Source organism: Allokutzneria oryzae, assembly GCF_042429765.1.
In the GTDB taxonomy this organism is placed as follows: Bacteria; Actinomycetota; Actinomycetes; order Mycobacteriales; family Pseudonocardiaceae; genus Allokutzneria; species Allokutzneria oryzae.
In genome coordinates this window covers 471,694-491,593 of sequence record NZ_JBHLZU010000018.1, presented here as the reverse complement: position 1 = coordinate 491,593, position 19,900 = coordinate 471,694, and the positions used below count along the sequence as shown (strand labels likewise).

Annotated in this window: 23 protein-coding genes and 1 tRNA gene; 12 read left to right on the top strand and 12 right to left on the bottom strand. The window is 69.2% G+C overall.

Annotation, left to right across the window (positions count from 1 at the left end):
• Positions 1 to 37 precede the first annotated feature (37 nt).
• Together msrA and ACFFQA_RS21510 are read left to right on the top strand one after the other, a co-directional pair.
• Complete coding sequence (gene msrA / locus ACFFQA_RS21515) at positions 38 to 619, top strand: peptide-methionine (S)-S-oxide reductase MsrA (RefSeq protein ID WP_377854967.1); 582 nt, start codon at positions 38 to 40, stop codon at positions 617 to 619.
• A 264-nt stretch (positions 620 to 883) separates the two neighbouring features.
• On the top strand, positions 884 to 1,798 hold the full coding sequence (locus tag ACFFQA_RS21510; protein ID WP_377854964.1) for a phosphotransferase enzyme family protein: 915 nt from the start codon (positions 884 to 886) through the stop codon (positions 1,796 to 1,798).
• Here the strand turns inward: ACFFQA_RS21510 and ACFFQA_RS21505 are convergent.
• The 4 genes from ACFFQA_RS21505 to ACFFQA_RS21490 form a co-directional block, all read right to left on the bottom strand.
• Positions 1,774 to 2,100, bottom strand: a complete 327-nt coding sequence (locus ACFFQA_RS21505; protein WP_377854961.1) for a hypothetical protein — start codon at positions 2,098 to 2,100, stop codon at positions 1,774 to 1,776. The genes ACFFQA_RS21510 and ACFFQA_RS21505 overlap by 25 nt on opposite strands.
• Positions 2,097 to 2,720 carry a LysE/ArgO family amino acid transporter gene (locus ACFFQA_RS21500; protein ID WP_377854958.1) on the bottom strand — a complete coding sequence of 208 codons (624 nt, stop codon included), beginning with the start codon at positions 2,718 to 2,720 and terminating at the stop codon, positions 2,097 to 2,099. Before ACFFQA_RS21500 ends, ACFFQA_RS21505 begins: the two co-directional genes overlap by 4 nt.
• A 204-nt stretch (positions 2,721 to 2,924) precedes the next feature.
• Entirely contained in the window at positions 2,925 to 3,533 is a 609-nt protein-coding gene (locus tag ACFFQA_RS21495; protein WP_377854955.1) for a lytic polysaccharide monooxygenase auxiliary activity family 9 protein, read from the bottom strand.
• Positions 3,534 to 3,807: 274 nt separating this feature from the next.
• Complete coding sequence (locus tag ACFFQA_RS21490; protein ID WP_377854952.1) at positions 3,808 to 4,587, bottom strand: alpha/beta fold hydrolase; 780 nt, start codon at positions 4,585 to 4,587, stop codon at positions 3,808 to 3,810.
• Between ACFFQA_RS21490 and ACFFQA_RS21485 the strand changes: the two genes are divergently transcribed.
• Together ACFFQA_RS21485 and ACFFQA_RS21480 are read left to right on the top strand one after the other, a co-directional pair.
• Positions 4,586 to 5,020: an NUDIX hydrolase gene (locus ACFFQA_RS21485; protein ID WP_446681687.1), complete on the top strand. Its 435-nt coding sequence runs from the start codon at positions 4,586 to 4,588 to the stop codon at positions 5,018 to 5,020. The two genes, ACFFQA_RS21490 and ACFFQA_RS21485, sit on opposite strands and share 2 nt — an antisense overlap.
• 93 nt (positions 5,021 to 5,113) lie before the next feature.
• Entirely contained in the window at positions 5,114 to 6,589 is a 1,476-nt protein-coding gene (locus tag ACFFQA_RS21480; protein ID WP_377854947.1) for a chitinase, read from the top strand.
• Between the two features lie 66 nt (positions 6,590 to 6,655).
• Here ACFFQA_RS21480 and ACFFQA_RS21475 read toward each other — a convergent pair whose 3' ends face one another.
• The gene (locus ACFFQA_RS21475; RefSeq protein ID WP_377854944.1) at positions 6,656 to 7,009 is read right to left on the bottom strand and encodes a hypothetical protein; all 354 of its coding nucleotides are present in this window, start codon (positions 7,007 to 7,009) and stop codon (positions 6,656 to 6,658) included.
• Between the two features lie 151 nt (positions 7,010 to 7,160).
• Between ACFFQA_RS21475 and ACFFQA_RS21470 the strand changes: the two genes are divergently transcribed.
• On the top strand, positions 7,161 to 7,682 hold the full coding sequence (locus ACFFQA_RS21470; RefSeq protein ID WP_377854942.1) for a DUF2716 domain-containing protein: 522 nt from the start codon (positions 7,161 to 7,163) through the stop codon (positions 7,680 to 7,682).
• 7 nt (positions 7,683 to 7,689) lie between these two features.
• On the opposite strand, the gene ACFFQA_RS21465 is transcribed toward ACFFQA_RS21470, so the two are convergent.
• Entirely contained in the window at positions 7,690 to 8,892 is a 1,203-nt protein-coding gene (locus tag ACFFQA_RS21465) for an SGNH/GDSL hydrolase family protein (protein ID WP_377854940.1), read from the bottom strand.
• Between the two features lie 152 nt (positions 8,893 to 9,044).
• Here ACFFQA_RS21465 and ACFFQA_RS21460 point away from each other — a divergent pair, with 152 nt between their 5' ends.
• Positions 9,045 to 9,830 (top strand): crotonase/enoyl-CoA hydratase family protein, encoded by a 786-nt coding sequence (locus ACFFQA_RS21460; protein WP_377854938.1) that lies wholly within the window; start codon positions 9,045 to 9,047, stop codon positions 9,828 to 9,830.
• A 237-nt stretch (positions 9,831 to 10,067) separates the two neighbouring features.
• Here the strand turns inward: ACFFQA_RS21460 and ACFFQA_RS21455 are convergent, their stop codons facing one another.
• From ACFFQA_RS21455 to ACFFQA_RS21445, 3 genes are all read right to left on the bottom strand, one after another.
• Entirely contained in the window at positions 10,068 to 10,478 is a 411-nt protein-coding gene (locus ACFFQA_RS21455; protein WP_377854936.1) for a PPOX class F420-dependent oxidoreductase, read from the bottom strand.
• A 163-nt stretch (positions 10,479 to 10,641) separates the two neighbouring features.
• A tRNA-Gly gene (locus tag ACFFQA_RS21450) sits at positions 10,642 to 10,714 on the bottom strand.
• A gap of 76 nt (positions 10,715 to 10,790) precedes the next feature.
• Positions 10,791 to 11,573, bottom strand: coding sequence for a hypothetical protein (locus ACFFQA_RS21445; RefSeq protein WP_377854933.1), 783 nt, complete (start codon positions 11,571 to 11,573; stop codon positions 10,791 to 10,793).
• Between the two features lie 400 nt (positions 11,574 to 11,973).
• Here ACFFQA_RS21445 and ACFFQA_RS21440 point away from each other — a divergent pair, with 400 nt between their 5' ends.
• Entirely contained in the window at positions 11,974 to 12,411 is a 438-nt protein-coding gene (locus ACFFQA_RS21440) for a DUF983 domain-containing protein (protein ID WP_377854931.1), read from the top strand.
• 46 nt (positions 12,412 to 12,457) lie between these two features.
• Positions 12,458 to 13,324, top strand: coding sequence for an Fpg/Nei family DNA glycosylase (locus ACFFQA_RS21435; RefSeq protein ID WP_377854928.1), 867 nt, complete (start codon positions 12,458 to 12,460; stop codon positions 13,322 to 13,324).
• A 1-nt stretch (position 13,325) separates the two neighbouring features.
• Here ACFFQA_RS21435 and ACFFQA_RS21430 read toward each other — a convergent pair whose 3' ends face one another.
• Genes ACFFQA_RS21430 through ACFFQA_RS21420 form a run of 3 tightly spaced genes read right to left on the bottom strand, consistent with a single transcriptional unit; the run spans position 13,326 to position 16,106 of the window.
• The gene (locus ACFFQA_RS21430; protein ID WP_377854926.1) at positions 13,326 to 13,949 is read right to left on the bottom strand and encodes a LutC/YkgG family protein; all 624 of its coding nucleotides are present in this window, start codon (positions 13,947 to 13,949) and stop codon (positions 13,326 to 13,328) included.
• Positions 13,942 to 15,372: a LutB/LldF family L-lactate oxidation iron-sulfur protein gene (locus tag ACFFQA_RS21425; RefSeq protein WP_377854924.1), complete on the bottom strand. Its 1,431-nt coding sequence runs from the start codon at positions 15,370 to 15,372 to the stop codon at positions 13,942 to 13,944. The genes ACFFQA_RS21430 and ACFFQA_RS21425 overlap by 8 nt, the downstream gene beginning before the upstream one ends.
• Entirely contained in the window at positions 15,354 to 16,106 is a 753-nt protein-coding gene (locus ACFFQA_RS21420) for a (Fe-S)-binding protein (protein WP_377854921.1), read from the bottom strand. The genes ACFFQA_RS21425 and ACFFQA_RS21420 overlap by 19 nt, the downstream gene beginning before the upstream one ends.
• A gap of 144 nt (positions 16,107 to 16,250) precedes the next feature.
• Between ACFFQA_RS21420 and ACFFQA_RS21415 the strand changes: the two genes are divergently transcribed.
• The 4 genes from ACFFQA_RS21415 (at position 16,251) to ACFFQA_RS21400 (ending at position 19,882) form a co-directional block, all read left to right on the top strand.
• On the top strand, positions 16,251 to 17,462 hold the full coding sequence (locus ACFFQA_RS21415) for a sensor histidine kinase (RefSeq protein ID WP_377854918.1): 1,212 nt from the start codon (positions 16,251 to 16,253) through the stop codon (positions 17,460 to 17,462).
• Positions 17,463 to 17,501: 39 nt separating this feature from the next.
• Positions 17,502 to 18,374, top strand: a complete 873-nt coding sequence (locus tag ACFFQA_RS21410) for a S49 family peptidase (protein WP_377854915.1) — start codon at positions 17,502 to 17,504, stop codon at positions 18,372 to 18,374.
• Positions 18,375 to 18,563: 189 nt separating this feature from the next.
• Entirely contained in the window at positions 18,564 to 19,400 is an 837-nt protein-coding gene (locus tag ACFFQA_RS21405; RefSeq protein WP_377854913.1) for a LytR/AlgR family response regulator transcription factor, read from the top strand.
• Positions 19,397 to 19,882, top strand: coding sequence for a DUF485 domain-containing protein (locus tag ACFFQA_RS21400; protein WP_377854910.1), 486 nt, complete (start codon positions 19,397 to 19,399; stop codon positions 19,880 to 19,882). The genes ACFFQA_RS21405 and ACFFQA_RS21400 overlap by 4 nt, the downstream gene beginning before the upstream one ends.
• Positions 19,883 to 19,900: the final 18 nt, after the last annotated feature.

The window sequence follows — 19,900 nt, the reverse complement described above, 5'->3', positions numbered from 1 at the left end:
ACGTTGTCGGCCGTCCGGGCACGCGTACGCTGGACACGTGACTGCGTTCCATGCGGTTTTCCCTGACAGGACCATCCAGCCGCCGTTCCCCGAAGGACTGCGCACCGCCGTTTTCGGCATGGGGTGCTTCTGGGGAGCGGAGCGCCTGTTCTGGCAGACCCCCGGCGTCTGGTCGACCGCGGTCGGCTACGCCGGCGGCCAGACCGACGCGCCAACCTACGAACAGGTCTGCGCGGGCATCACGGGCCATGCCGAAGTGGTGCTCGTGGTGTTCGACCCGTCGCAGATCTCCTACGAGAACCTGCTCCGCACGTTCTGGGAGGGCCACGACCCCACCCAGGGCATGCGCCAGGGCAACGACTTCGGCACCCAGTACCGCTCAGCCGTCTACTACGCCGACGACGCCCAACGCGCCGCGGCCGAGGCCAGCCGGGACGAGTACCAGAAGTCTCTCACCGCTGCTGGCTACGGCAGCATCACCACGGAGATCGCGCCGCTGCGCGAGTTCCACTACGCCGAGACCTACCACCAGCAGTACCTCTCCGACGCCAAGAACCCGAACGGCTACTGCGGCCTCGGTGGCACCGGGGTGTCCTGCCCGGTCGGCCTGGCGACCTAGAGGCCAGAACCTGCCCCTGACGCCCTCACCCGCGTGCCCCCATTTCGCGTTTTGTAGCCTTAATGCGAAATGGGAGCGCTCTTTTGCGCCTTAAGGTGACAAAACGCGAAAACCGCGGCCGCGTCAGCCAGCCGACGCGTGCGCGGGGGCGGCTCGGCAGATTGACCGCGTGGCTGGTGATGCCGTGTGGAGCCGAGCCGGTTCGCCGTGGCCGCGCGGATAATCGAGTTGCGGTGAGCTCGTCTCCTGTCGAGCATCCGTCTGGTGACCGATTTTCCCGCGGCGGATGTGGCTGAGCTGTTCGAGCGCTTCGGTGTACGGCCAACCCAGACGCATTCGTGCTACCAGTGGTCGCCCGTTTTCCCGGCGGAGCGGAATGGCGCGGCAGTTGTGCTCAAGCGGACCTCCAAGGGCATCGACGAGTGGTGTCGTCGCCTCGCCGAGGCGGGTATTCCGGTCGTGACTCCAGTGGAGCTCGACACCGCGAACCCCGCTGCTGTCAACGGGGAGAACTGGACGGTCTACCCGTGGGTCGACGGCCGCCGCTACAACGCGAGCCTGGAGGACATCGCCGCCGCCGGTGAGCTGCTGGGACGCATTCACGCCGTGCGCAGCACAGAGCTGCGTCCGTTCTCCTGGCCGACGTACGAGCCCGGAGAACCGGCGAAAGACCTGCCCGAGCTCCGTGAGAAGTTCACCGAGCACGCGCCGGAGCACGTTGACAGCGTCATGGCCCGGCTTGAGCCGCTCGGCGAGAACTTCGAGCGGACCACACTGCCCGCGATCAGGGACGCGGAACTACCCGTCGTTGACGCGACAATGGACTACAAGGCCAACAACCTCGTTTTCGCTGACACCGGTCCGGTGCTCATCGACCCCGACAACGGAGAGTGCCCGCCACGGATTCTGGACCTCTCACTCGCCGCGCTGATGTTCACCATGGAGGACGTCCCGGGCAGGCCGTTCACCACGGAGGAGTGGATGGTCTTCCGCGATTCCTACCGCGCTCATGTGGAGCTGACGGAAACCGAGGTCGCCGCGTGGCCCGACGCCGTCGACTACATGTTGTGGGAGCATGGGACGTGGGCGATGGCCGACAGCACGGAGTGGCACGTTCCGCTTCAGCGCTCGTTCCTGGTTGGTCTCGCGCAGGTTCAGCGAGACGCATTCCCGATGTGAGACAAGGCGTTGCGGAGCCGCCGCCCGGCTCGATCGGGTTCGCCCGCGTAGAACCGTGAGAGCGGATAGACGCCGACTCCCTCCGCGCGCAGCTGGGGGAGTAGTTCCCTGATGTCCGGTGGCGTGCCCGAGAACAGTGCGCTCAGGTGGATTCCCGCTGTGGAAGGAACCGGGCGCAGCCACTCGCCCTGTTCGGCGAGCAGGTCAATGATGCGTCGATGCCTGGACTGGAACTCGTTGCGCATCCGGCCCGGTGCGGGGTTCGACGCGGCATCGTTGTGGCGCGAGGCCCGAGCGTTCATCCGGAGATCAGCATGGTCACCGCCAATCCGGTGATCACGGCGCTGGAGGCCAGTGCCGTGACCAGCCGCCCGCGCGGGCCGGTGAGCAGCCGCCCGAGCACGGTGCCACCGCCCGCGAGAACCAGTTGCCAGCTCGCGGAGGCCGCGAACGCCGCGAGGACGAACACGGTGTCTCCCAACAGTCCCATGGCCGCCTCACCCTGGCGGCCGAGCACCAGCGCTCCGAAGTAGACGATCGTCATCGGGTTGAGCAGTGTCAGCCCGAGGAAACCGGCGAACGCCCGTGCGGGGGTCGTCGGTTGCTTGTCCACTTCGGCGGTCGGTGAGCGGTAGCTGCGAAGCGCCACAACGGCTGTGCGGACCGCGAGTCCAATCAGGACAGTCGTGGCCAGCCAGCGGAGCGGGACCGCGACGGGGTGGATGGCTCCGGCGAGCGCTGCTCCGCCGAGCACGGCGACCACGGCGTAGAGGCCGTCGGCGGTCGCGACGCCCAGCGCGGCGCAGGCGCCGACCCGGAACGAGGTTCGTGCGGTCAGGCTCATGATCAGGGCCGCGACGGCTCCCACGGGCACGGCGATGCCGTAGCCGGCGAGCAGCCCCGCGACCAGGGCCTCGGTCACGATCGTCGAGGACGGCCGCGACCGGTCCCCGGGGACGCCTGCTGTCGCCGCACACCTTCCGCCGAGGCGGAGGTCTGCGAACGAGGCGTACGGGTATCAGTCACACCGCGAAGTCTGCGACATGCCCGTCGCGGGGACCAACCGAATTACCGGCGGCAACGCCGAGTGCCCCGGCGGAGGGAGCCGGGGCACTCGGAACCGTTCTCAGCCGAAATTGACGTCGGCGCAGGAGTAGAAAGCGTTCGCCGTGTCAGCGACATCCCACACGGCATAGATCAAATGCTTTCCGCTCTTACCGGAAGGCAACTGCGCCGTGTGCGAGTACGTGGTCGGCGGCTGCTTCCCGCCGTAGTCGACGGTCGCGAACGGGGTCAGCTCCAGCTGGTCCCTCGTCAGCGGCTGTGACGGGTTGTAGCCGTTCTTGGTGACGTAGTAGTGGAACTTGGACGTGCGGTGCGGAGCGGTGAAAGTCCAGGTGAACTGGTAGTTCGAGCCGCTGGACAGGGTAGGAGCCGGCCAGCTGCCGCCACGCGGGTCGTCGAGTTCCTTGAAGGCCGCGTTGCCCGCGCTGCACAGGCTCCCGTTGGCGGGACCGCCGCCGGGGAAGCCCTTCGGACCTTCGACGCTCTGCGGCTCCCACTGGATGGCGCCGCAGTTCTGAACTGTGCCGAGCTTGCAGTTGTAACTGCGGCTCGCCGGGCTCTGGGTGTAACCGTGGGCGTTCGCCGTACCCGCGGTGACAACGCTGAGCGAGACTGGAATAAGGCCGAACAGGGCGACCCCGACTGCTCGCTTGAAGTTCTTGCTGAGCATTTCTGCCCCTCTCCGGCGGCGGAGCAATTCGATGGTTACATTCGCCCAAACCCGTCGACAGCGCCGGGCGGAGGAACCTCGGCCGCGGTTCTCGGCTCGCTTTGGTCTAGACCTCGGGGCTGGCTGGCCCAGTCCGACCGGACGGTCGCGACCACTCCGGTCGGCCCAGCGCACCAGGCGCGGAGCCGCCGGAAGGGAGCGCGATGTCCCTTCCCGTTGAGGTCGGCGGCGTTCTGCGCGGGCCCGGACGCGCGCACATCCGACCCGTGAGCGGCTAGATCTCGCTCAGGAAGTAGCTCAGCGCCGCGTTGACCTGCTCCGGGTGGGTCAACGGCGAGGCGTGCGACCCGCCCTCGATCGGGACCACGCCGACGCAGTACCGCAGCGCCTCGCTCAGCTCCTCGGCGTCCTCCGCGCCGAACAGCGGATCGGCCGTTCCGTACAGAACCACTGCGGGACAACGGATCTGGCGCAGCCGCTCGCTGATGTCGTCGCGCTCAAGCAGGCAGGTCGCCGGTTCCGCGACCAGCTCGGGGTCGCGCTCCCGCCACTTCGCGACCCACCGCGCGCTCTGCTCCGGCTCGTTGATCGTCAGCGCGGCGAAGACGGTGGTCAGCTCGTCGATCGGCCCCTCCGCGATCCACCTGCCGAACAGCTGGCCGTAGAAGGTCTGTGCCCGCGGCGACTCGTCGCCGGTGAGGGTGCTGACCAGCGCCAGCGCGACGATCCGGTCCGGCGCGAGCAACGCCGCGCGCATCGCCGTGAACCCTCCCTGCGCCACTCCGACCAGCGCGGCTTGGTCGACGCCGAGGTGGTCGAGCAGGCCGAGGCAGTCGCGCGCGGCGTCCCAGTAGCTGAAGGGCTTCCCGTCGGACTCGGTCAGCCCGTGTCCGCGCGCGTCCCAGATGATCACGCGGTACTCGCCCGCGAGCTCCTGCTGCGCGGCGAACATCTCGTGGTCCATGAGGATGCCGTGCGAGAACACCAGCGCCAGGCCCTCGCCACCGCTGTCCTCGTAGTGCACGCGCTGCCCGTTGATCTCCGCGAAAGGCATGCCGAAGCCTGGCACAGTGGCTCGCGTGCGATTCATCGACCGGGTGGCCTGGCTGAACGTCCGCGAGGGGAAGGTACTCGGCGCGCGGTCCCGGGGCAACGACGTGTTCTACCTCCCGGGCGGCAAGAGGGAGCCCGGTGAGTCCGATGTGGACACTCTGCGGCGCGAGGTCCGGGAGGAGCTCGGCGTCGACGTGCTGACCGGGAGCGCGGAGTGCTTCGGGGTCTTCGAGGCGCAGGCGCACGGCTTCCCGCCGGGCGTGCTCGTGCGGACCGCCTGCTACACGGCGGAGTTCGTCGGCGAGCCCACCGCGTGCGGGGAGATCGAGGAGCTCGGCTGGATCGGTCACGAGCAGCGTGGCCTGGTTTCCGTCGCCGACGGGCTGATCCTGGACCGGATGCTGGCAGCAGGGCTACTGTGGTCTAGACCTTGACAGGCGCGGGCATGGTCTAGTCCACTCATGTGAACTCCGCCGCCGCAGAGGGGTCGCAGCCGCTGCTGCGCGCCCGCGTCGGTGGGAGGAAAAGTGACTCGAAGGGTCCTGTTCGCTCGGGTGGCGGCACTGGTCACCCTGGTGCTGGGCGCAGCTTTCCTCGCCGTGGTCCCCGCCTACGGGGGTTCGGTCACGGCGACCTTCACCAAGCAGAGCAGCTGGGACGGCGGCTACACCGCTCAGGTCACCGTGCGCAACGACTCCGGGAGCGCGGTGAACGGCTGGCAGGTCGAGCTCGACCTGCCTCCGGGCAGCGTCGGAGCCTACTGGGATGCCTTGCAGACCAACCAGAACGGCCGCTACACCTTCACCAACCGCGAGTACAACGGCGCTGTGCCCATCGGCGGCAGTGTCACCTTCGGCTTCAACGGCACCGGAACCGGCGTGCCCGCGGCCTGTCGGATCAACGGCTCGCCCTGTGACGGTGGCGGGACGACCCCGCCCACCACGACGACCACGCCACCGCCCACGACGACCACCTCCGTGGTCCAGCCGCCCGCGGGCAACAAGCTGCTGGTCGGCTACCTGCACGCCAGCTTCGCCAACGGGTCCGGCTACGTTCGGATGAAGGACGTGCCCAACGAGTGGGGCATCATCCAGCTTGCTTTCGCCGAGCCCACCTCGGTCACCTCCGGCGAGCTGCGCTTCTCGCTGTGCCCGGTCGCGGAGTGCCCGAACGTGGAGAGCGAGGCCGAGTTCATCGCGGGCATCAAGGAGAAGCAGGCACAGGGCAAGAAGGTGCTGATCTCCATCGGCGGCCAGAACGGCCAGGTCCAGCTGACCACGACGGCCGCGCGGGACGCCTTCGTGCGCTCCGTCAGCGCGATCATCGACAAGTACGGCCTGAACGGGTTGGACATCGACTTCGAGGGCCACTCGCTGTACCTGGACTCCGGCGACACCGACTTCAAGAACCCGAAGACCCCGGTGATCGTCAACCTGATCTCGGCGCTGAAGACGCTGAAGGCCAAGTACGGCAGCGGTTTCACGCTCACCATGGCCCCGGAGACGTTCTTCGTCCAGCTCGGCTACCAGCACTACGGCGGCCAGGGCGGCGCGGACAACCGGGCGGGCTCGTACCTGCCGGTGATCCACGCGCTGCGCGACGACCTGACGCTGCTGCACGTCCAGCAGTACAACTCCGGCCCGATCATGGCCCCGGACAACCAGTACAAGCAGATGCCCAGCGTCGACTTCCACGTGGCCATGGGCGACATGGTGCTCGGTGGCTTCCCGGTGCGCGGGGACGCGAACAACGTCTTCCCGGGGCTGCGCCAGGACCAGGTCGCACTCGGCCTGCCCGCCAGCGTGAACGCGGGCAATGGGCACACGTCGGTGGCCGCGGTGCACAAGGTGCTCGACTGCCTGATGAAGGGGCAGAACTGCGAGTCCTACAAGCCGCGCGGCACCTACCCCAACCTGCGCGGGCTGATGAGCTGGTCGATCAACTGGGACCGGTTCAACGGCGGCGAGTTCTCCAAGCAGCACTACGCGTACCTGAACCGGTAGCCCGGAAAGGGAAAGCCCCCGCTGACACCAGCGGGGGCTTTCCCTTCTGCCGTACCGTGTTCCGGCTCAGACCGCCCACACCAGACCCGCGGCGCCCGCGCTGAGCAGACCCGCCGCCGCCGCGAGCGAACCGTGCTTGAGCGAGTCCGATCCCCGGCGCTCGGTGAGCACCTTCGCGACCAAGGCGCCGACGAGCAGGGCGACAACTGCTATCGGCGGGCCGAACATCGAGGCCGCGAACAGCGCGCCGTCCTGCGGCGGAAGTGCGCAGCCCCAGCCGATTCCGGTGCACTGCCCACCGGGGTTCACCTCGGGCAGGCTCATCGCCCACGCGAGGAAGGCACATGCGGCGGCGGTGTACCAGCCGAACAGCACCGAAACGGCGCCGAAGGCCGATCCACGGCGCGTGCGACCCGTCATCGCGGAACACAACCCTTCAGTCCTGGTGTCCCCGGTCTTGATGACTGGAGAGGTTGTGTCGAGGATGGCGGCAACCTCGGCCGAGATCACGCGTATTAGAGCCGGAGGGAGCTGAGTAGAAGCACTCAGTGCGAGCGCGGGAGGACATCAGGTGTGGCAGGAGCTCGACCCGGACAGCCATCGTCGGGTGTGGAACCGCTTCGACGGGCGCTTCGACTTCCTGCCGAGCGCGCATCCGGAGGACTGGCCCTCGATCGTGGAGCCGACCCCGTCCCTGACCTGGGATCTCGCCCCTGGGCAACGGCGTCCGCTGAGCCGCTACGACCACGCCGCCAGGGACTTCGGCCGATCCCGGGAAGGCGTCGACGAGCTCGCGGACGTGTTGTTCGCGGCGTTGAAGCGCTGCACCGGTGAACAGGACTGGGTGTACGTCCTCGACTGGCAGCACGCGTCGTACCGCTTCTGGCCACACCGGACGGACTCGGTGGACCCGTGGCCGGTTCCGATCGTCCCGGACGGCGACTACTGCGCCTTCCTCGCAGCGGACCTGAGCTACGGGATCTTCGGACACCCTTGGGAACGCACGGTCTGCCTGTTCGGCGGGGAGCTCACCACCGCGGTCGCCGACCACGGGCAGCCGGTGCTGCGCCGCGACGGCAGAGCTCCCCGCTGAACCGGTCCTACAGCTTGGCCAGGTCCACCGCGTTGCCCATGGCCTCGTAGCCGGTGTTGTTCGGGTGCAACCAGTCGGTGGTCGAGTGGGTGGCGCGCATCTTCTTCGGATCGGCCGGATCCCGCATCACAGCGTCGAAATCCACCACGGCGTCGAACGCGCCACTGGTCCTGATCCAGGTGTTCACCTGCGTCCGTACGCTTTCGAGCTGGTCACTCCACGGCTTGGAACCCTTGAACGGCAACAGGGTGCCGCCGAGGACCCGGATGCCCTTCGCCCGCGCGGCATCGATGATCTTCCGGTAGCCGTCGGTCAGCTGGACCGCCGTCGGCGGCCCGCCCGCGCGCCGGATGTCGTTGATGCCCTCCAACACGATCAGGGTGCGCACACCGGTCCGCTGGAGCACGTCCCACTTCACCCTGGTGACCGCGGCCTGCCCGTTCGCGCCGTCGCGCAGCACCATGTTGCCGCCGATGCCGGCGTTCAGCACACCGCGCTGCTGGTTGGCGGGCAACGAAAGCAGCCGCCGCGCGAGAACGTCCGGATAGCGGTGGTTGCCGTAGGTGGACCCGGCGCCGTCGGTGATCGAGTCGCCCAACGTCGCGACGCTGCGCGTCGCGGTCGGGGACTGGACGTCCACGGCGGTCATGAAGTACCAGGAGCCGGTCTTCTTGGTGAACGCCGCCCCCGAGGTGTCCGCGGCGTGGTCGGCCGCGTCCGTCGCGATGAACGAGTCCTGCTTGGCGGAACGGTGGTAGGTGACCTGCTTCGGTGACGCCGTCACGTGGATGCTCACCAGCACGTTCGCGCCGGAGGAGACCGCCATGGCGAGCGGGTCGCTCAGCACCTCACCGCCCGCGGGGATGCTGACCGAGCGCCTACCCCCGAAGCTGAGGCTCTTCGGCGCCTGGTTCGCGGCGGGACCCCCACCCAGCGATGCCGTCACGTGTCCGATCGCGGCGGCCTTCTCGCCGTAGCGGTTGGACAGCCGCAACCGCACCTGCGACCCGCCGACGCTGATGTGCGCCGCGGAACGGACCGTGTAGGCGGGCACCGTGATGTCGGTGGTGGTGCTCGCCATCATCGCGGTCGTCCACGAGCCGAGCCACGTCGGAGCCGCTGACGCCGTCCCGGGGAGCACCAGGCCGAGTGCGACCACGAGCGCCGTTGTGAGCAGCGACCACCGTGATCCTCGCGAGTGCTGACGCATGCGGGTACCTCCTCGCCGAGCGCGACAGCGAGCAAGCCGAGACTGTTCCGCAGTCCCCGCGAGGTGGTCAACAACGTCGGTTGCTCTACAGGACTAAGCCGGATAACGTCCGCTACTCACGAGTAAGTTAATGGAACGGTTCGGAGGCGCAGATGTCGGAGACCGGGTTCATCACCACCGAGCGCAGGGGACACGTCCTGCTGATCGGCTTCAACCGCCCGGAGAAGCGCAACGCCTTCACCTCGACGATGCTCGGCGAGTTGGCCACGGCCTACACCGAGCTGGAACGCGATCCGGAGCTGTGGGCCAGTGTGGTCTTCGCGCACGGCGACCACTTCACGGCTGGGCTGGACCTGGCGGAGGTCGCCCCGAAGATCGCCGACGCCGGTTTCCCGCTGCCTGAGGGCTCGATCGACCCGTGGGGCACGCAGGGGGCCCACCGCACGAAGCCGATCGTCGCGGCGGTCCAGGGCTGGGTGATGACCCTGGGCATCGAGCTGCTGCTGGCGTCGGACATCCGCATCGCGGCGGACGACTCCCGCTTCGCGCAGATCGAGGTCAAGCGCGGCATCTACCCGTTCGGCGGGGCGACGATCAGGTTCCCCCAGGTGGCGGGCTGGGGGAACGCGATGCGCTGGCTGTTGACCGGCGACGAGTTCGACGCGGCGGAAGCGCTCCGCATCGGCCTGGTCCAGGAGGTCGTCGCACCGGGACACCAGCTGGACCGGGCGGTCGAACTGGCGGAGCGCATCTGCGAACAGGCCCCGCTGGGAGTGCGGGCCACCCTCGCCTCGGCCCGCACGGCGGTCACGGAAGGCGAAGCGGCGGCGGTGGCGAACCTGGTCCCGGACCTGATGAAGCTCTTCGGAACGGAAGACGCGAAAGAAGGCGTGAAGTCCTTCGTGGAGCGCCGCAAGGCGAACTTCACGGGCCGCTGACCCGACTCAACCCACCCGCGGAGCCGAACTCCCTCAACAAGAGCAGCCCCCGCCCTCCCAGGGGGGCGACCCCACGTCCAGTGTCCCACCAACGCCCGGCCCACCACGGACTCCGAGGCGAAGCTGTGGACAACCCACGCCGATGTGGACAACTCGGGCCGGAGGCCAGCTCCCACGCCCGTTCTGTCGCCCCGCCATGAGACCGTGGATCGGGGGCTGCTCACACCACCGACAAGATCAACCTGACCGGTCGGGTCCGGCGTTCTCCAGGGTCACGCGCAGCAACACCCGCCGCTCCGACCGCATCGCCTCGCGGTACTCGTCCCAGTCCGGGTGCTCGCCGCTCACCGACCGGTAGTACTCGATGAGCCCGTCCATGGCCTCGGGCAGCTCGACGATCTCCACGGGCCCGCTGACCTGGATCCACCGCCCGAAGAACCCGTCGGGCAGGACGCACAACCACGCCCTGGGGTCCCGCCGGAGGTTCCGCACCTTGAAGGCGGTCTCCCTGGTGCTCACGACGACCCGCCCGGCGTCGTCCACGCTCGCGGTGACGGGCGACATCTGCGGACTCCCATCGCCGCGCAGGGTCGCCAGCACGGCGTGGTGCTGCTCCCGGACGATCCCCCGAGCCACTTCAAGATCCACGACAACCACCCCAACCCGATCAGCGGAACTGAGCTGGTTCCAGCAAAACAGAGCCGCGCTGGGATGGCACAAGCCCGCACCGTGGGGGCATGGGGGGGCGACCCCCCGAAAAATATGAAGGCCAGGCGCAAGGTGGCAAAACCACCGAACAGCCTGGCCTACGAGCGGATGACGGGATTCGAACCCGCGACCCTCACCTTGGCAAGGTGATGCGCTACCAGCTGCGCTACATCCGCATTCCCGGTCCGGCGTGCGTCCCGGTTGATGTGGACAACTCTAACCGACGCCGGAACCGAGATTCCACCGGGGGGTCTATCCGAGTTGGTGCGCCTTCATGTTGCGGGTCAGCAGGTACGTCGTCACCCGTCCTGAGCTGCTGAGACTCCGGTAGACGCCCCACTTGGGGGTCAGCCAGTTCTGGCCGCGCCACATGTCGAGGCCGGTGATGCGGCGGTTCAGCAGCGTCTGGCCCGCGGTGTCGCGCAGCGTCCACGCGACGTGGGCGCCGGAGTTGCTCGCCTTCACCTCGATATCCACGGAGGTCCAGCGGTTGCGGATCGACTCGTAGGAGGTGCCGTCGTGGGTGGTGTACGCGCCGCTGTCGTTGCTCGTGCGCATCTCGATCACTCCGCCGCCGCGGGCGTTGAGGGTGAGGGTCACCAGTGGCGGCGCGATGTCGCGGACCTTGATCTGGAAGATGTGGGTGAAGGCCGTCGTCGGGCGCAGGGTGTTCGGGACGAACATGTCGTAGGAGATCCGCCAGGTCTGGTCCTGGAGGATCTTGATCTCGCCGCCGGACCGCATGCCGCGTGCCTCGGTGCGCTGGCGGTCTCCGTGCTTCACGTCGACGTCGGCGAAGTCCGGCGGGCAGTGCATGTCGAAGCGGTAGGCGCCGTCGCGCGCGTGGATGTGCTGGGTGTGCGCGTGTTGTTCGAGGCCGGCGAAGGCGGCGGCGGGGGCGTCCCGGTTGGGGTCCGGGCTCCAGCGCAGCTGCCACGCCGGGGCCGCTGTCGCGGGGCCGGGGAGAGCGAGCAGGCCGGCGGTCGCCGTCGCGCCGAGCAGCAGGCTCCGGCGGCTCGTCGAAAGGTGCTCCATCGCTGGTGTCCTCCACGATCGCAGGGGAAGGCGGCGGAGGCGGTGGCAGTACTGGACTGTAAGCGCTTTCCCGCCGAAGGTCGCATCTAGATATGCGCATGAATCTGTCGTAAGGTCGCGCTCGCGATCGCAGTGTCCGGGGCCGGACGACTTGCGCACCGCGGATGTAGCTGGTCAGTGACCGGATGCGGGTATTTGCCTCACCCACAGGTGCCAAAGCGGGCCCTCTCGCGGCACAATCCGTGGGTGATGCTTACCGCTCGCAGCCGTTTCCACGGAGGTTCGGTGCTCGCCAGTTTCACCCGCGGGGCCTACGCATGTCGCGGTACCGTTACAGACACAGAGCGCTCGGTGAGTCGTGGCACCAGCGTGACCGGTGCCGACGGCTGAGGAGGCGCTGATGACGCGGTTGGTCCGAGGAGCGGACGGTCGGATGTGGACCGTGCGCACCCATATCGAGTGGTCGAACCCCGCCGGGGTCGACGAGTTCGAACATGACGTCAACGCCGGGCGCACGTCCGGGATCGTGATGGCCGTGCTGGTGCTCGGCCTGGTCGCTGTGCTGGTCGCGTGGACCCCCTCCGACGTGGTGGTGCCGTTCTGGCTGCTGCTGGCGCTGGCCATGCTCGTGTTGTTCTTCCCGGCCCGGTGGGCGCTGCGCAGGCAGTGGACCGTGGTCGCGGAGACGCCTGGTGACCTTGAGGAACACGGTCCCGAGCGGTGGGTCGGCGCGGTGCGCGGCATGATGGCCGCCCACCAGGAGACCACCAAGATCGCCAGGGACATCGAGGTCTACTCGACGCCCGCCGTCGACGGACCGCTGCAACCCATCGACTGAGAAGGACCTGGTCGCGCGGGCGCCCCGACTGGGTCAGACTGGCCGGGTGCCTGAACTTCCCGAGGTCGAGGCACTCGCGCACCACCTGCGCGAGCACGCCACCGGACGCACCGTGGTCAGGGTCGACGTCGCGTCCCTGACCGTCCTCAAGACCGTCAGCCCGTCCTGGACGGCGTTGCACGGGCGCACCGTCACGGGCGCCGCGCGGCACGGCAAGTTCCTCGACCTGGACTGCGACGGGCTGCACCTGGTCACCCACCTCTCCCGCGCGGGCTGGTTGCGCTGGGCCGACAGCCTCGCCGCGCCGCCGCCCCGGCCCGGCAAGGGGCCGCTCGCGCTGCGCGTGCACCTCGGGCCGCCCGGAGAAGGGCCGGGGTTCGACCTCACCGAGGCCGGGACGCAGAAGCGCCTCGCGGTCTACATCGTCGAGGACCCCGCCACCGGGGTTCCCGGCATCGCCAGGCTGGGGCCGGACGCGCTGGCGATCACCAGGGACGAGTTCGCCGAGCTGCTCAAGGGCCGCTCGGAGCGCTTGAAGACCCTGCTCGTCGAGCAGTCCACGCTCGCGGGCGTCGGCAATGCCTACTCCGACGAGATCCTGCACACCGCGCGCCTCTCGCCGTACGCGACCAGCGGGAAGCTCAAGGACGACGCGGTCGACGAGCTCTACGCGGCCATGCGCCAGGTGCTGACGGACGCCGTCGAGCGGTCCGTCGGGCAGGCCGCCGCGCGGCTCAAGGGGGAGAAGCGTTCCGGGCTGCGGGTGCACGGGCGAGCGGGCATGCCGTGCCCCGTGTGCTCCGACACCGTTCGCGAGGTCTCCTTCGCCACCAAGTCCTTCCAGTACTGCCCGACCTGTCAGACCGGCGGGAAGCCGTTGTCCGACCGGCGGATGGACCGGCTGCTGAAGTAGCTCAGCCCTCGACGACGACCACTTCGAGGGTGCGGGGCCCGTGCACGCCCTCGACGCGGTCCAGCTCGATGTCACTGGTCGCGGACGGGCCGCTGATGAACGTCAGCGGACGGACCGGGTCGAGCCGCGCCAGCGCCTCGGGCACCGTGCCGACCACCTGCTCCGCCCGGACCACGCACAGGTGGTAGTCCGGCAGCAGCGTCAGCGCGCGCCTGCCCTGTCCGACGCCCGCGTCGAGCACGATCGTGCCGGTCTCCGCGATGCCCACCGCGCAGGCGGTCAGCACGCCGTCGCAGGAGTCCATCGCCTCGATCGACAACGGCGGCGCGTCCCGCTGCCACTCCACGTCCGGGCTCAGCCAGTCCTCCGGCAGGTCCGTCGGAGCGATCATGGTCCGGGCGCCGCGCGCTTCGAGCAGGCCGTCGATCCACACGGTCAACCGGTCCCCGCGCACCCGGTGCACGATCGCCCGGTAGTCGGCGACGCGCTCCGCGAAGACGTCGACCAGGTCGCCGAGGTCCCTGGACACGTCGTAGTCGCGGGGGACCGGCGCGGGTCGCGGGTTGTCCCGCAGCGCCGTCCGGATGCGACGCAGCACTTCGGTTCTGGCAGCGGAACTAGCCACGGGTTCGCCTCCACCACTCGCGGAAGGTCTCCTTGGGCGGAGCGGGAAGATCTCGGGAGTCCGTCCACTTCGAGCCCGGCCACGGGAGTCTGCCGATGCGCCCGCCCTTCGCGACGAAGCGGCCGAGTGAGCTCGCGCGCTGTGCGGCCGCGAAGCGCTTGGGGTCGCGCATCAGCCACGCCAGCGCCGACATCGCGACCGCCTCCGGGCTGCGCTTTCCCTTGGCCGAGACCACTTTGCCGCGCAGGTGCACCAGGATCTTCGGGATGTCGATGCGGACCGGGCACGCGTCGAAACAGGCTCCGCACAACGACGACGCGAACGGCAGCGACGCGGTCTGCTTGTCGTGCAGGTCGCCCATGAGCTGCGGGGTGAGGATCGCCCCGATCGGACCGGGGTAGACCGAGCCGTAGGCCTGCCCGCCCGTGCGCTCGTAGACCGGGCAGACGTTGAGGCAGGCCGAGCACCTGATGCAGCGCAGCGCCGCGCGGCCGACCTCGTCCGCCAGCGTCGCCGTGCGGCCGTTGTCCAGCAGGATCAGGTGGAACTCCTGCGGGCCGTCGCCGGGCGTCACACCGGTCCACACCGAGGTGTACGGGTTCATCCGCTCCGCCGTCGATGACCGCGGCAGCAGCTGGAGGAAGACCTCCAGGTCGCGCCAGGTCGGGACGAGCTTCTCGATGCCCATCACGGTGATCAGCGTCTTCGGCAGGGTCAGGCACATGCGTCCGTTGCCCTCGGACTCCACCACGACGACCGAGCCCGTGTCGGCGACGGCGAAGTTCGCGCCGGACACCGCGACCTTGGCGGTGAGGAACTTGCGGCGCAGGTGCGCGCGTGCGGCCTCGGCGAGCTCGCGGGGCTCGTCGGAGAGCGTGTCCGGGGCGCCGGGCATCTCGCGGCGGAAGATCTCCTTGATCTCCGAACGGTTCCGGTGGATCGCCGGGACCAGGATGTGCGACGGGCGGTCCTTGCCGAGCTGGACGATCAGCTCGGCGAGGTCGGTCTCGACCGCCGTGACCCCACCGGCCTCCAGCGCCTCGTTGAGGCCGATCTCCGCGGTGGCCATGGACTTGATCTTCACGACCTCGTCCGCGCCGGCCGCGCGGGTCAGCCGCAGCACGATCTCGTTGGCCTCGGCCGCGTCGCGGGCCCAGTGCACGACGCCGCCGCGCGCGGTGACCGACTCCTCAAGCCGTTCCAGGTAGGTGTCCAAATTGGACAGAACATCGTTCTTGACCGCCTCGCCGGCGCGGCGGAGGTGTTCCCAGTCCGGCAGTTCCTCCACCGCGAGCCTGCGCTTGCCGCGGATCGTCGTCGTGGCCTTGCGGAGGTTGCGGCGCAGCTGGGTGTCGGTCAGCGCCTGCTTGGCCGCCGCCGGGAAGGCCGGCGTGCCGAGCCACGTCACGGGGTTGCGCGCCACGGGTCCTCCTCCGTACTGGCCAGGATCTCGGCCAGGTGCACCGGACGGACACCGGTGCGCAGCCGGGAGAGCCCGCCGCCGATGTGCATCAGGCACGAGCTGTCGCCCGCTGTCAGCACCTCTGCCCGCGTGGTGAGCACGCAGCTCATCTTGTCGCCGAGCATCGCCGTGGACGTCTCGGCGTTCTTCATCGCGAACGTGCCGCCGAAACCGCAGCAGGAATCCGCATCGGGCAGCTCGACCAGATCGAGCCCGCGCACGCTTCGCAGCAGGCTCAACGGTTTCTCACCGACCCCGAGCATGCGCAGCGAATGGCACGTTGGGTGGTAGGTCACGCGGTGCGGGAAGTACGCGCCCACATCGGTCACCTCAAGCACGTCGACGAGGAACTCGGAGAGTTCGTAGGTCCGCGCGACGGCGGGGGAGTCCGACACCCCCGTCAGGTCCGGATGGACCTCGCGAACCATTCCCGTGCATGAACCGGAGGGTACGACGACGGCGTCGTAGTCGGCGAAGACCCGCGCGTAACTGTCCGCAAGTGGCCGCGCCTGGTCCCGGTAGCCGGTGTTGAAGTGCATCTGGCCGCAACACGTCTGGGCTTCGGGGAAGTCCACGACGCAGCCCAGCCGTTCAAGCAGCCGCACGGTCGCCTTGGCCGTTTCCGGGAAAAGCGTGTCGGCGAGGCAGGTCGCGAAGAGCGCGACTCGAACGGTTGCTCCATCGAGAGTTCGCACGCCGAACACCCTCCCCCGGCGATACCGTAATGTTCAACCGCAAGCGTTGAGTACACCCTGTGCACACCGGGTTCATCCATTCGGCGCGGTTTCGGTGCATCAGGACAGTTGCCTTACGGGCCGGTCACAGCGGAGCATGGGCGAGTGAGTGAGCTGCTCACCGACAGAGCAATCATGGGGAGTATCGCGGGCATAGCCGTGCTCGCGCTCTTCGTCATGCTCTGCCGCGCCAGGCGGGTCAGCACATCCGTCGAGGACGCCACGCTGACCGCGTTGCACCGGGTCACCCAGGCCGCGCCCGCGTTGCGCGAGGGGCTGTCGGTGCGTTCCGCCGACCAGGCGACGCCGCACCTGCGCGAGCTGCTCGCCTGCGTCGCGGTCGCCCTCGTCGACCCCGACGGCGAGCCGCTGTCCTGGGCGGGCGAGGCGAACTACCACTTCGAGGACCTGCGCGACATCGTCGCCGTCGCGGTCAACGACCGGAAGCCCGCGCTCGCCAACCACGGCACCATGGACTGCGAGATCAACAAGTGCCCGATGCGGCACGCGGTCGCCTACCCGCTGGAGGTGGACGGCTCCATCGTCGGCGCGATGGTCGTCGTCGCGGGGATCGGCGGGAAGCGCCTGCTGAGGGCCGCCGAGGAGGGCGCGCGCTACGTCGTCACCCAGCTGGAGCTGTCCGAGCTGCAGGAGTCGCGGGAACGGCTGGCCATCGCCGAGGTCCGCGCGCTGCGGGCGCAGATCTCGCCGCACTTCATCTACAACGCGCTGACCACGATCTCCTCGCTGGTGCGCACCGACCCCTCGCAGGCCAGCGACCTGTTGCAGGAGTTCGCGGAGTTCACCCGCTACTCCTTCCGCAACGCCGGGCCCTACGTGACGCTGGCCGACGAGCTGCGCAACATCGACCGCTACCTGACGCTGGAGCGCGCCCGCTACGGCAACGACCGCCTCAACGTGAAGCTCCAGATCGCGCCCGAGGTGCTGCCGGTCGTCGTGCCGTTCCTGACGCTGCAACCGCTGGTGGAGAACGCGGTGCGGCACGGTCTGGCCAGCAAGCCCGGCGGCGGCACGGTCACCGTCGCCGCGATCGACGACGGCGCCGAGGCCGTGATCAGCGTCGAGGACGACGGTGTCGGCATGGACCCGCAGCGGCTGCGCGAGGCCACCGACAACGCACACATGACCGGCGCGCACGTGGGGCTCGGCAACGTCGACGACCGGCTGCGGCGGGCGTTCGGCAACGACTACGGACTGGTCGTGGAGACCAACCTCAACGCGGGCACGAAGGTCGTGCTGCGCGTGCCGAAGTTCGCCGTCGGCGTGCACGCGCCGCCACCGGCTCCGGTCGGGTGATCAAGGCGCGGACCTCCGCGGTCTCGTAGGGTCGGACGCATGAGCGTGACCGAGAAGCTGGCCGCCCGTCTGCCCCTGCTCGGCAGCCAGGGCGAGCGCGCGCCCGTCGTCGCCGTCGTCCGCCTGCACGGGGTGATCACTCCCAACCCGTCGCCGGTCGGCAGGGGCGCGCTCAACCTGCAGAGCCTGGAGTCCGCGCTGACCAAGGCGTTCGAGCACGACCGGCTGGTCGCGGTCGCGCTGCTGATCAACTCGCCCGGCGGGTCGCCGACCCAGTCGGCGCTGATCGGCTCCCGCATCCGCGAGCTGGCCGCCGCCAAGAAGGTGCCGGTGCTGGCGTTCTGCGAGGACGCGGCGGCCTCCGGTGGCTACTGGCTGGCCTGCGCCGCCGACGAGATCTACGCGCACGGCACCTCGATGGTCGGCTCCATCGGCGTGATCAACTCCGGCTTCGGCCTCGACCGCGTGCTCGAACGGTTCGGGGTGCAGCGGCGGCTGCACACCGCGGGCACCAACAAGGCCAGGCTCGACCCGTTCAGCCCGGAGAAGCCCGAGGACGTCGAGTGGATGCGCGGCATTCTCGACCAGCTGCACACGCAGTTCGTGGACTGGGTGAAGCAGCGGCGCGGGGACAAGCTGCGCGCGGCCGACGAGGACCTGTTCACCGGCGAGGTGTGGCTGGGAACGAAGGCCGCGGAGCTCGGCCTCGTCGACGGCGTCGGCACGCTGCGCGAGGTGGTGACCAGGCGCTGGAAGGGCGCGGAGATCGCGGTGACCGAGCCGAAGAAGCCGTTGCTGGCCAAGCTGGGTCTCGGCGCGGCCACCTCGCTGCTCGGCACCCCCGCCGACAAGGTCCTCGCCGCCGTCGAGGCGGTCGAGCACCGGGCCCTGTGGTCACGCCTGGGTCTCTGAACACCGCCAATTCGTACCCATATCGGTGAAAGAGAGCGCTCTCCTTTTCCCGGCGACCCCGGCACGGTGAAAGGTGTTGGGCGTGTTAGGTGACCGTGTGGTGAGCCCTGATGGGCGATCTGTCACCCTGTTGACCCGACACTGGTCGTGGACAGCGGGCCTGGGCGATCGGCAGGATATGGCGTCACTGTGAGTACGAACGGCAAGCCAGCGGGACTCATCGTCTTGGCCATCGACGATGAGCCCAACAACCTGGACGAAATCGGGTACCTGCTGGACTCCAATCCGCGGGTGCGGCGGGTGCTGTTGGCCGGCGACGCCACCGAGGCGCTGAGCATCCTGCGCGGCGCCGACCCCGAGGTGCACCACCGGTTGCGCAACGGGATCGCCCCCGTGGACGCGGTCTTCGCCGACATCCAGATGCCCGGCCTGTCCGGTATGGAGCTGGCCCGGCTGATGGTGGGCGTCCAGCCCGCCCCCGCGCTGGTGTTCATCACCGGTTTCGAGGAGTACGCGCTGGGCGCCTACGAGCTCGGCGCGCTGGACTACATCGTCAAACCGCCGCGCGAGGACCGGATCGAGCGGGTGCTCGGCCTGGTCGAGCGCACCCAGCTGACCACCCAGCTGGAGACCGCCGCCGCGGCCGCCGTGGCCGAGCCCGCCGAGGACGAGGTCATCCCGGTCGAGCTCGCGGGCACCACCAAGCTGATCCCGCGCTCCGCCGTGCGCTGGGTGGAGGCGCAGGGCGACTACGCGCGCCTGCACACCTCCGACGGCAGCCACCTGGTGCGCATCCCGCTCGCCCAGCTCGAGGAGAAGTGGGCCGACGCCGGGTTCGTCCGCATCCACCGCTCCTACCTGGTCGCGCTGCCGCTGATCACCGAGCTGAAGATGGTCTCGTCCGGGTACACCGTGCGGCTGGGCAACGAGGCGAACGCCGTCGAGCTGCCGGTCAGTCGCAGGCACACCAGAGAGCTCAAGGACCGGCTGGTCCGCGCACCCAAGAACAACTGGGGCCAGCGGTGAGCTTCCTGAACGGCCAGGACCCCCGTGACGGGGAAGTGCCTGGCGGTCAGGGACACACACGCAACGGCTCCGCCCACGGCGGCGGTGATGAGTCGACCTACCCCCTGCGCGGCAAGCGCAGGGTGAAGGTCGTCCTCGCGGAGCGGCGCGGCGCGCGGCGCATCCTGCGGCCGATGGCCCAGTTGGAGGGCCAGGACACCGGCATCGCCGAGAACGTGGTCAGGGAGCTGGTCCGCAGGCAGCTCAAGGTCGCGGTCGGGCTGGCGCTGGTGGTCGCGGCGCTCTACGCGGGGCTGCCCGTGCTGTTCGTGCTCGTGCCGGAGGCCGCGGACCTGATGGTCTTCGGCGTCCGGCTGCCGTGGCTGCTCGTCGGCGGCCTGGCGTACCCGTTCATGGTCAGCGTCGGCGCGCTCTACAACCGCGTTGTCGAGCGCAACGAGGCCAAGTTCGCCGACCAGTACACCGGCATGGTCGAGGACTGAGGGGCCGGGCGGGGACGC

Bases quoted from the DNA above. Each gene is read 5' to 3' on its own strand.
- ACFFQA_RS21505 (WP_377854961.1), bottom strand. From the start codon at position 2,100: ATGAACGCTCGGGCCTCGCGCCACAACGATGCCGCGTCGAACCCCGCA.
- ACFFQA_RS21495 (WP_377854955.1), bottom strand. From the start codon at position 3,533: ATGCTCAGCAAGAACTTCAAGCGAGCAGTCGGGGTCGCCCTGTTCGGC.
- ACFFQA_RS21485 (WP_446681687.1), top strand. From the start codon at position 4,586: ATGCCGAAGCCTGGCACAGTGGCTCGCGTGCGATTCATCGACCGGGTG.
- ACFFQA_RS21490 (WP_377854952.1), bottom strand. From the start codon at position 4,587: ATGCCTTTCGCGGAGATCAACGGGCAGCGCGTGCACTACGAGGACAGC.
- ACFFQA_RS21475 (WP_377854944.1), bottom strand. From the start codon at position 7,009: ATGACGGGTCGCACGCGCCGTGGATCGGCCTTCGGCGCCGTTTCGGTG.
- ACFFQA_RS21465 (WP_377854940.1), bottom strand. From the start codon at position 8,892: ATGCGTCAGCACTCGCGAGGATCACGGTGGTCGCTGCTCACAACGGCG.
- ACFFQA_RS21460 (WP_377854938.1), top strand. From the start codon at position 9,045: ATGTCGGAGACCGGGTTCATCACCACCGAGCGCAGGGGACACGTCCTG.
- ACFFQA_RS21445 (WP_377854933.1), bottom strand. From the start codon at position 11,573: ATGGAGCACCTTTCGACGAGCCGCCGGAGCCTGCTGCTCGGCGCGACG.
- ACFFQA_RS21440 (WP_377854931.1), top strand. From the start codon at position 11,974: ATGACGCGGTTGGTCCGAGGAGCGGACGGTCGGATGTGGACCGTGCGC.
- ACFFQA_RS21410 (WP_377854915.1), top strand. From the start codon at position 17,502: ATGAGCGTGACCGAGAAGCTGGCCGCCCGTCTGCCCCTGCTCGGCAGC.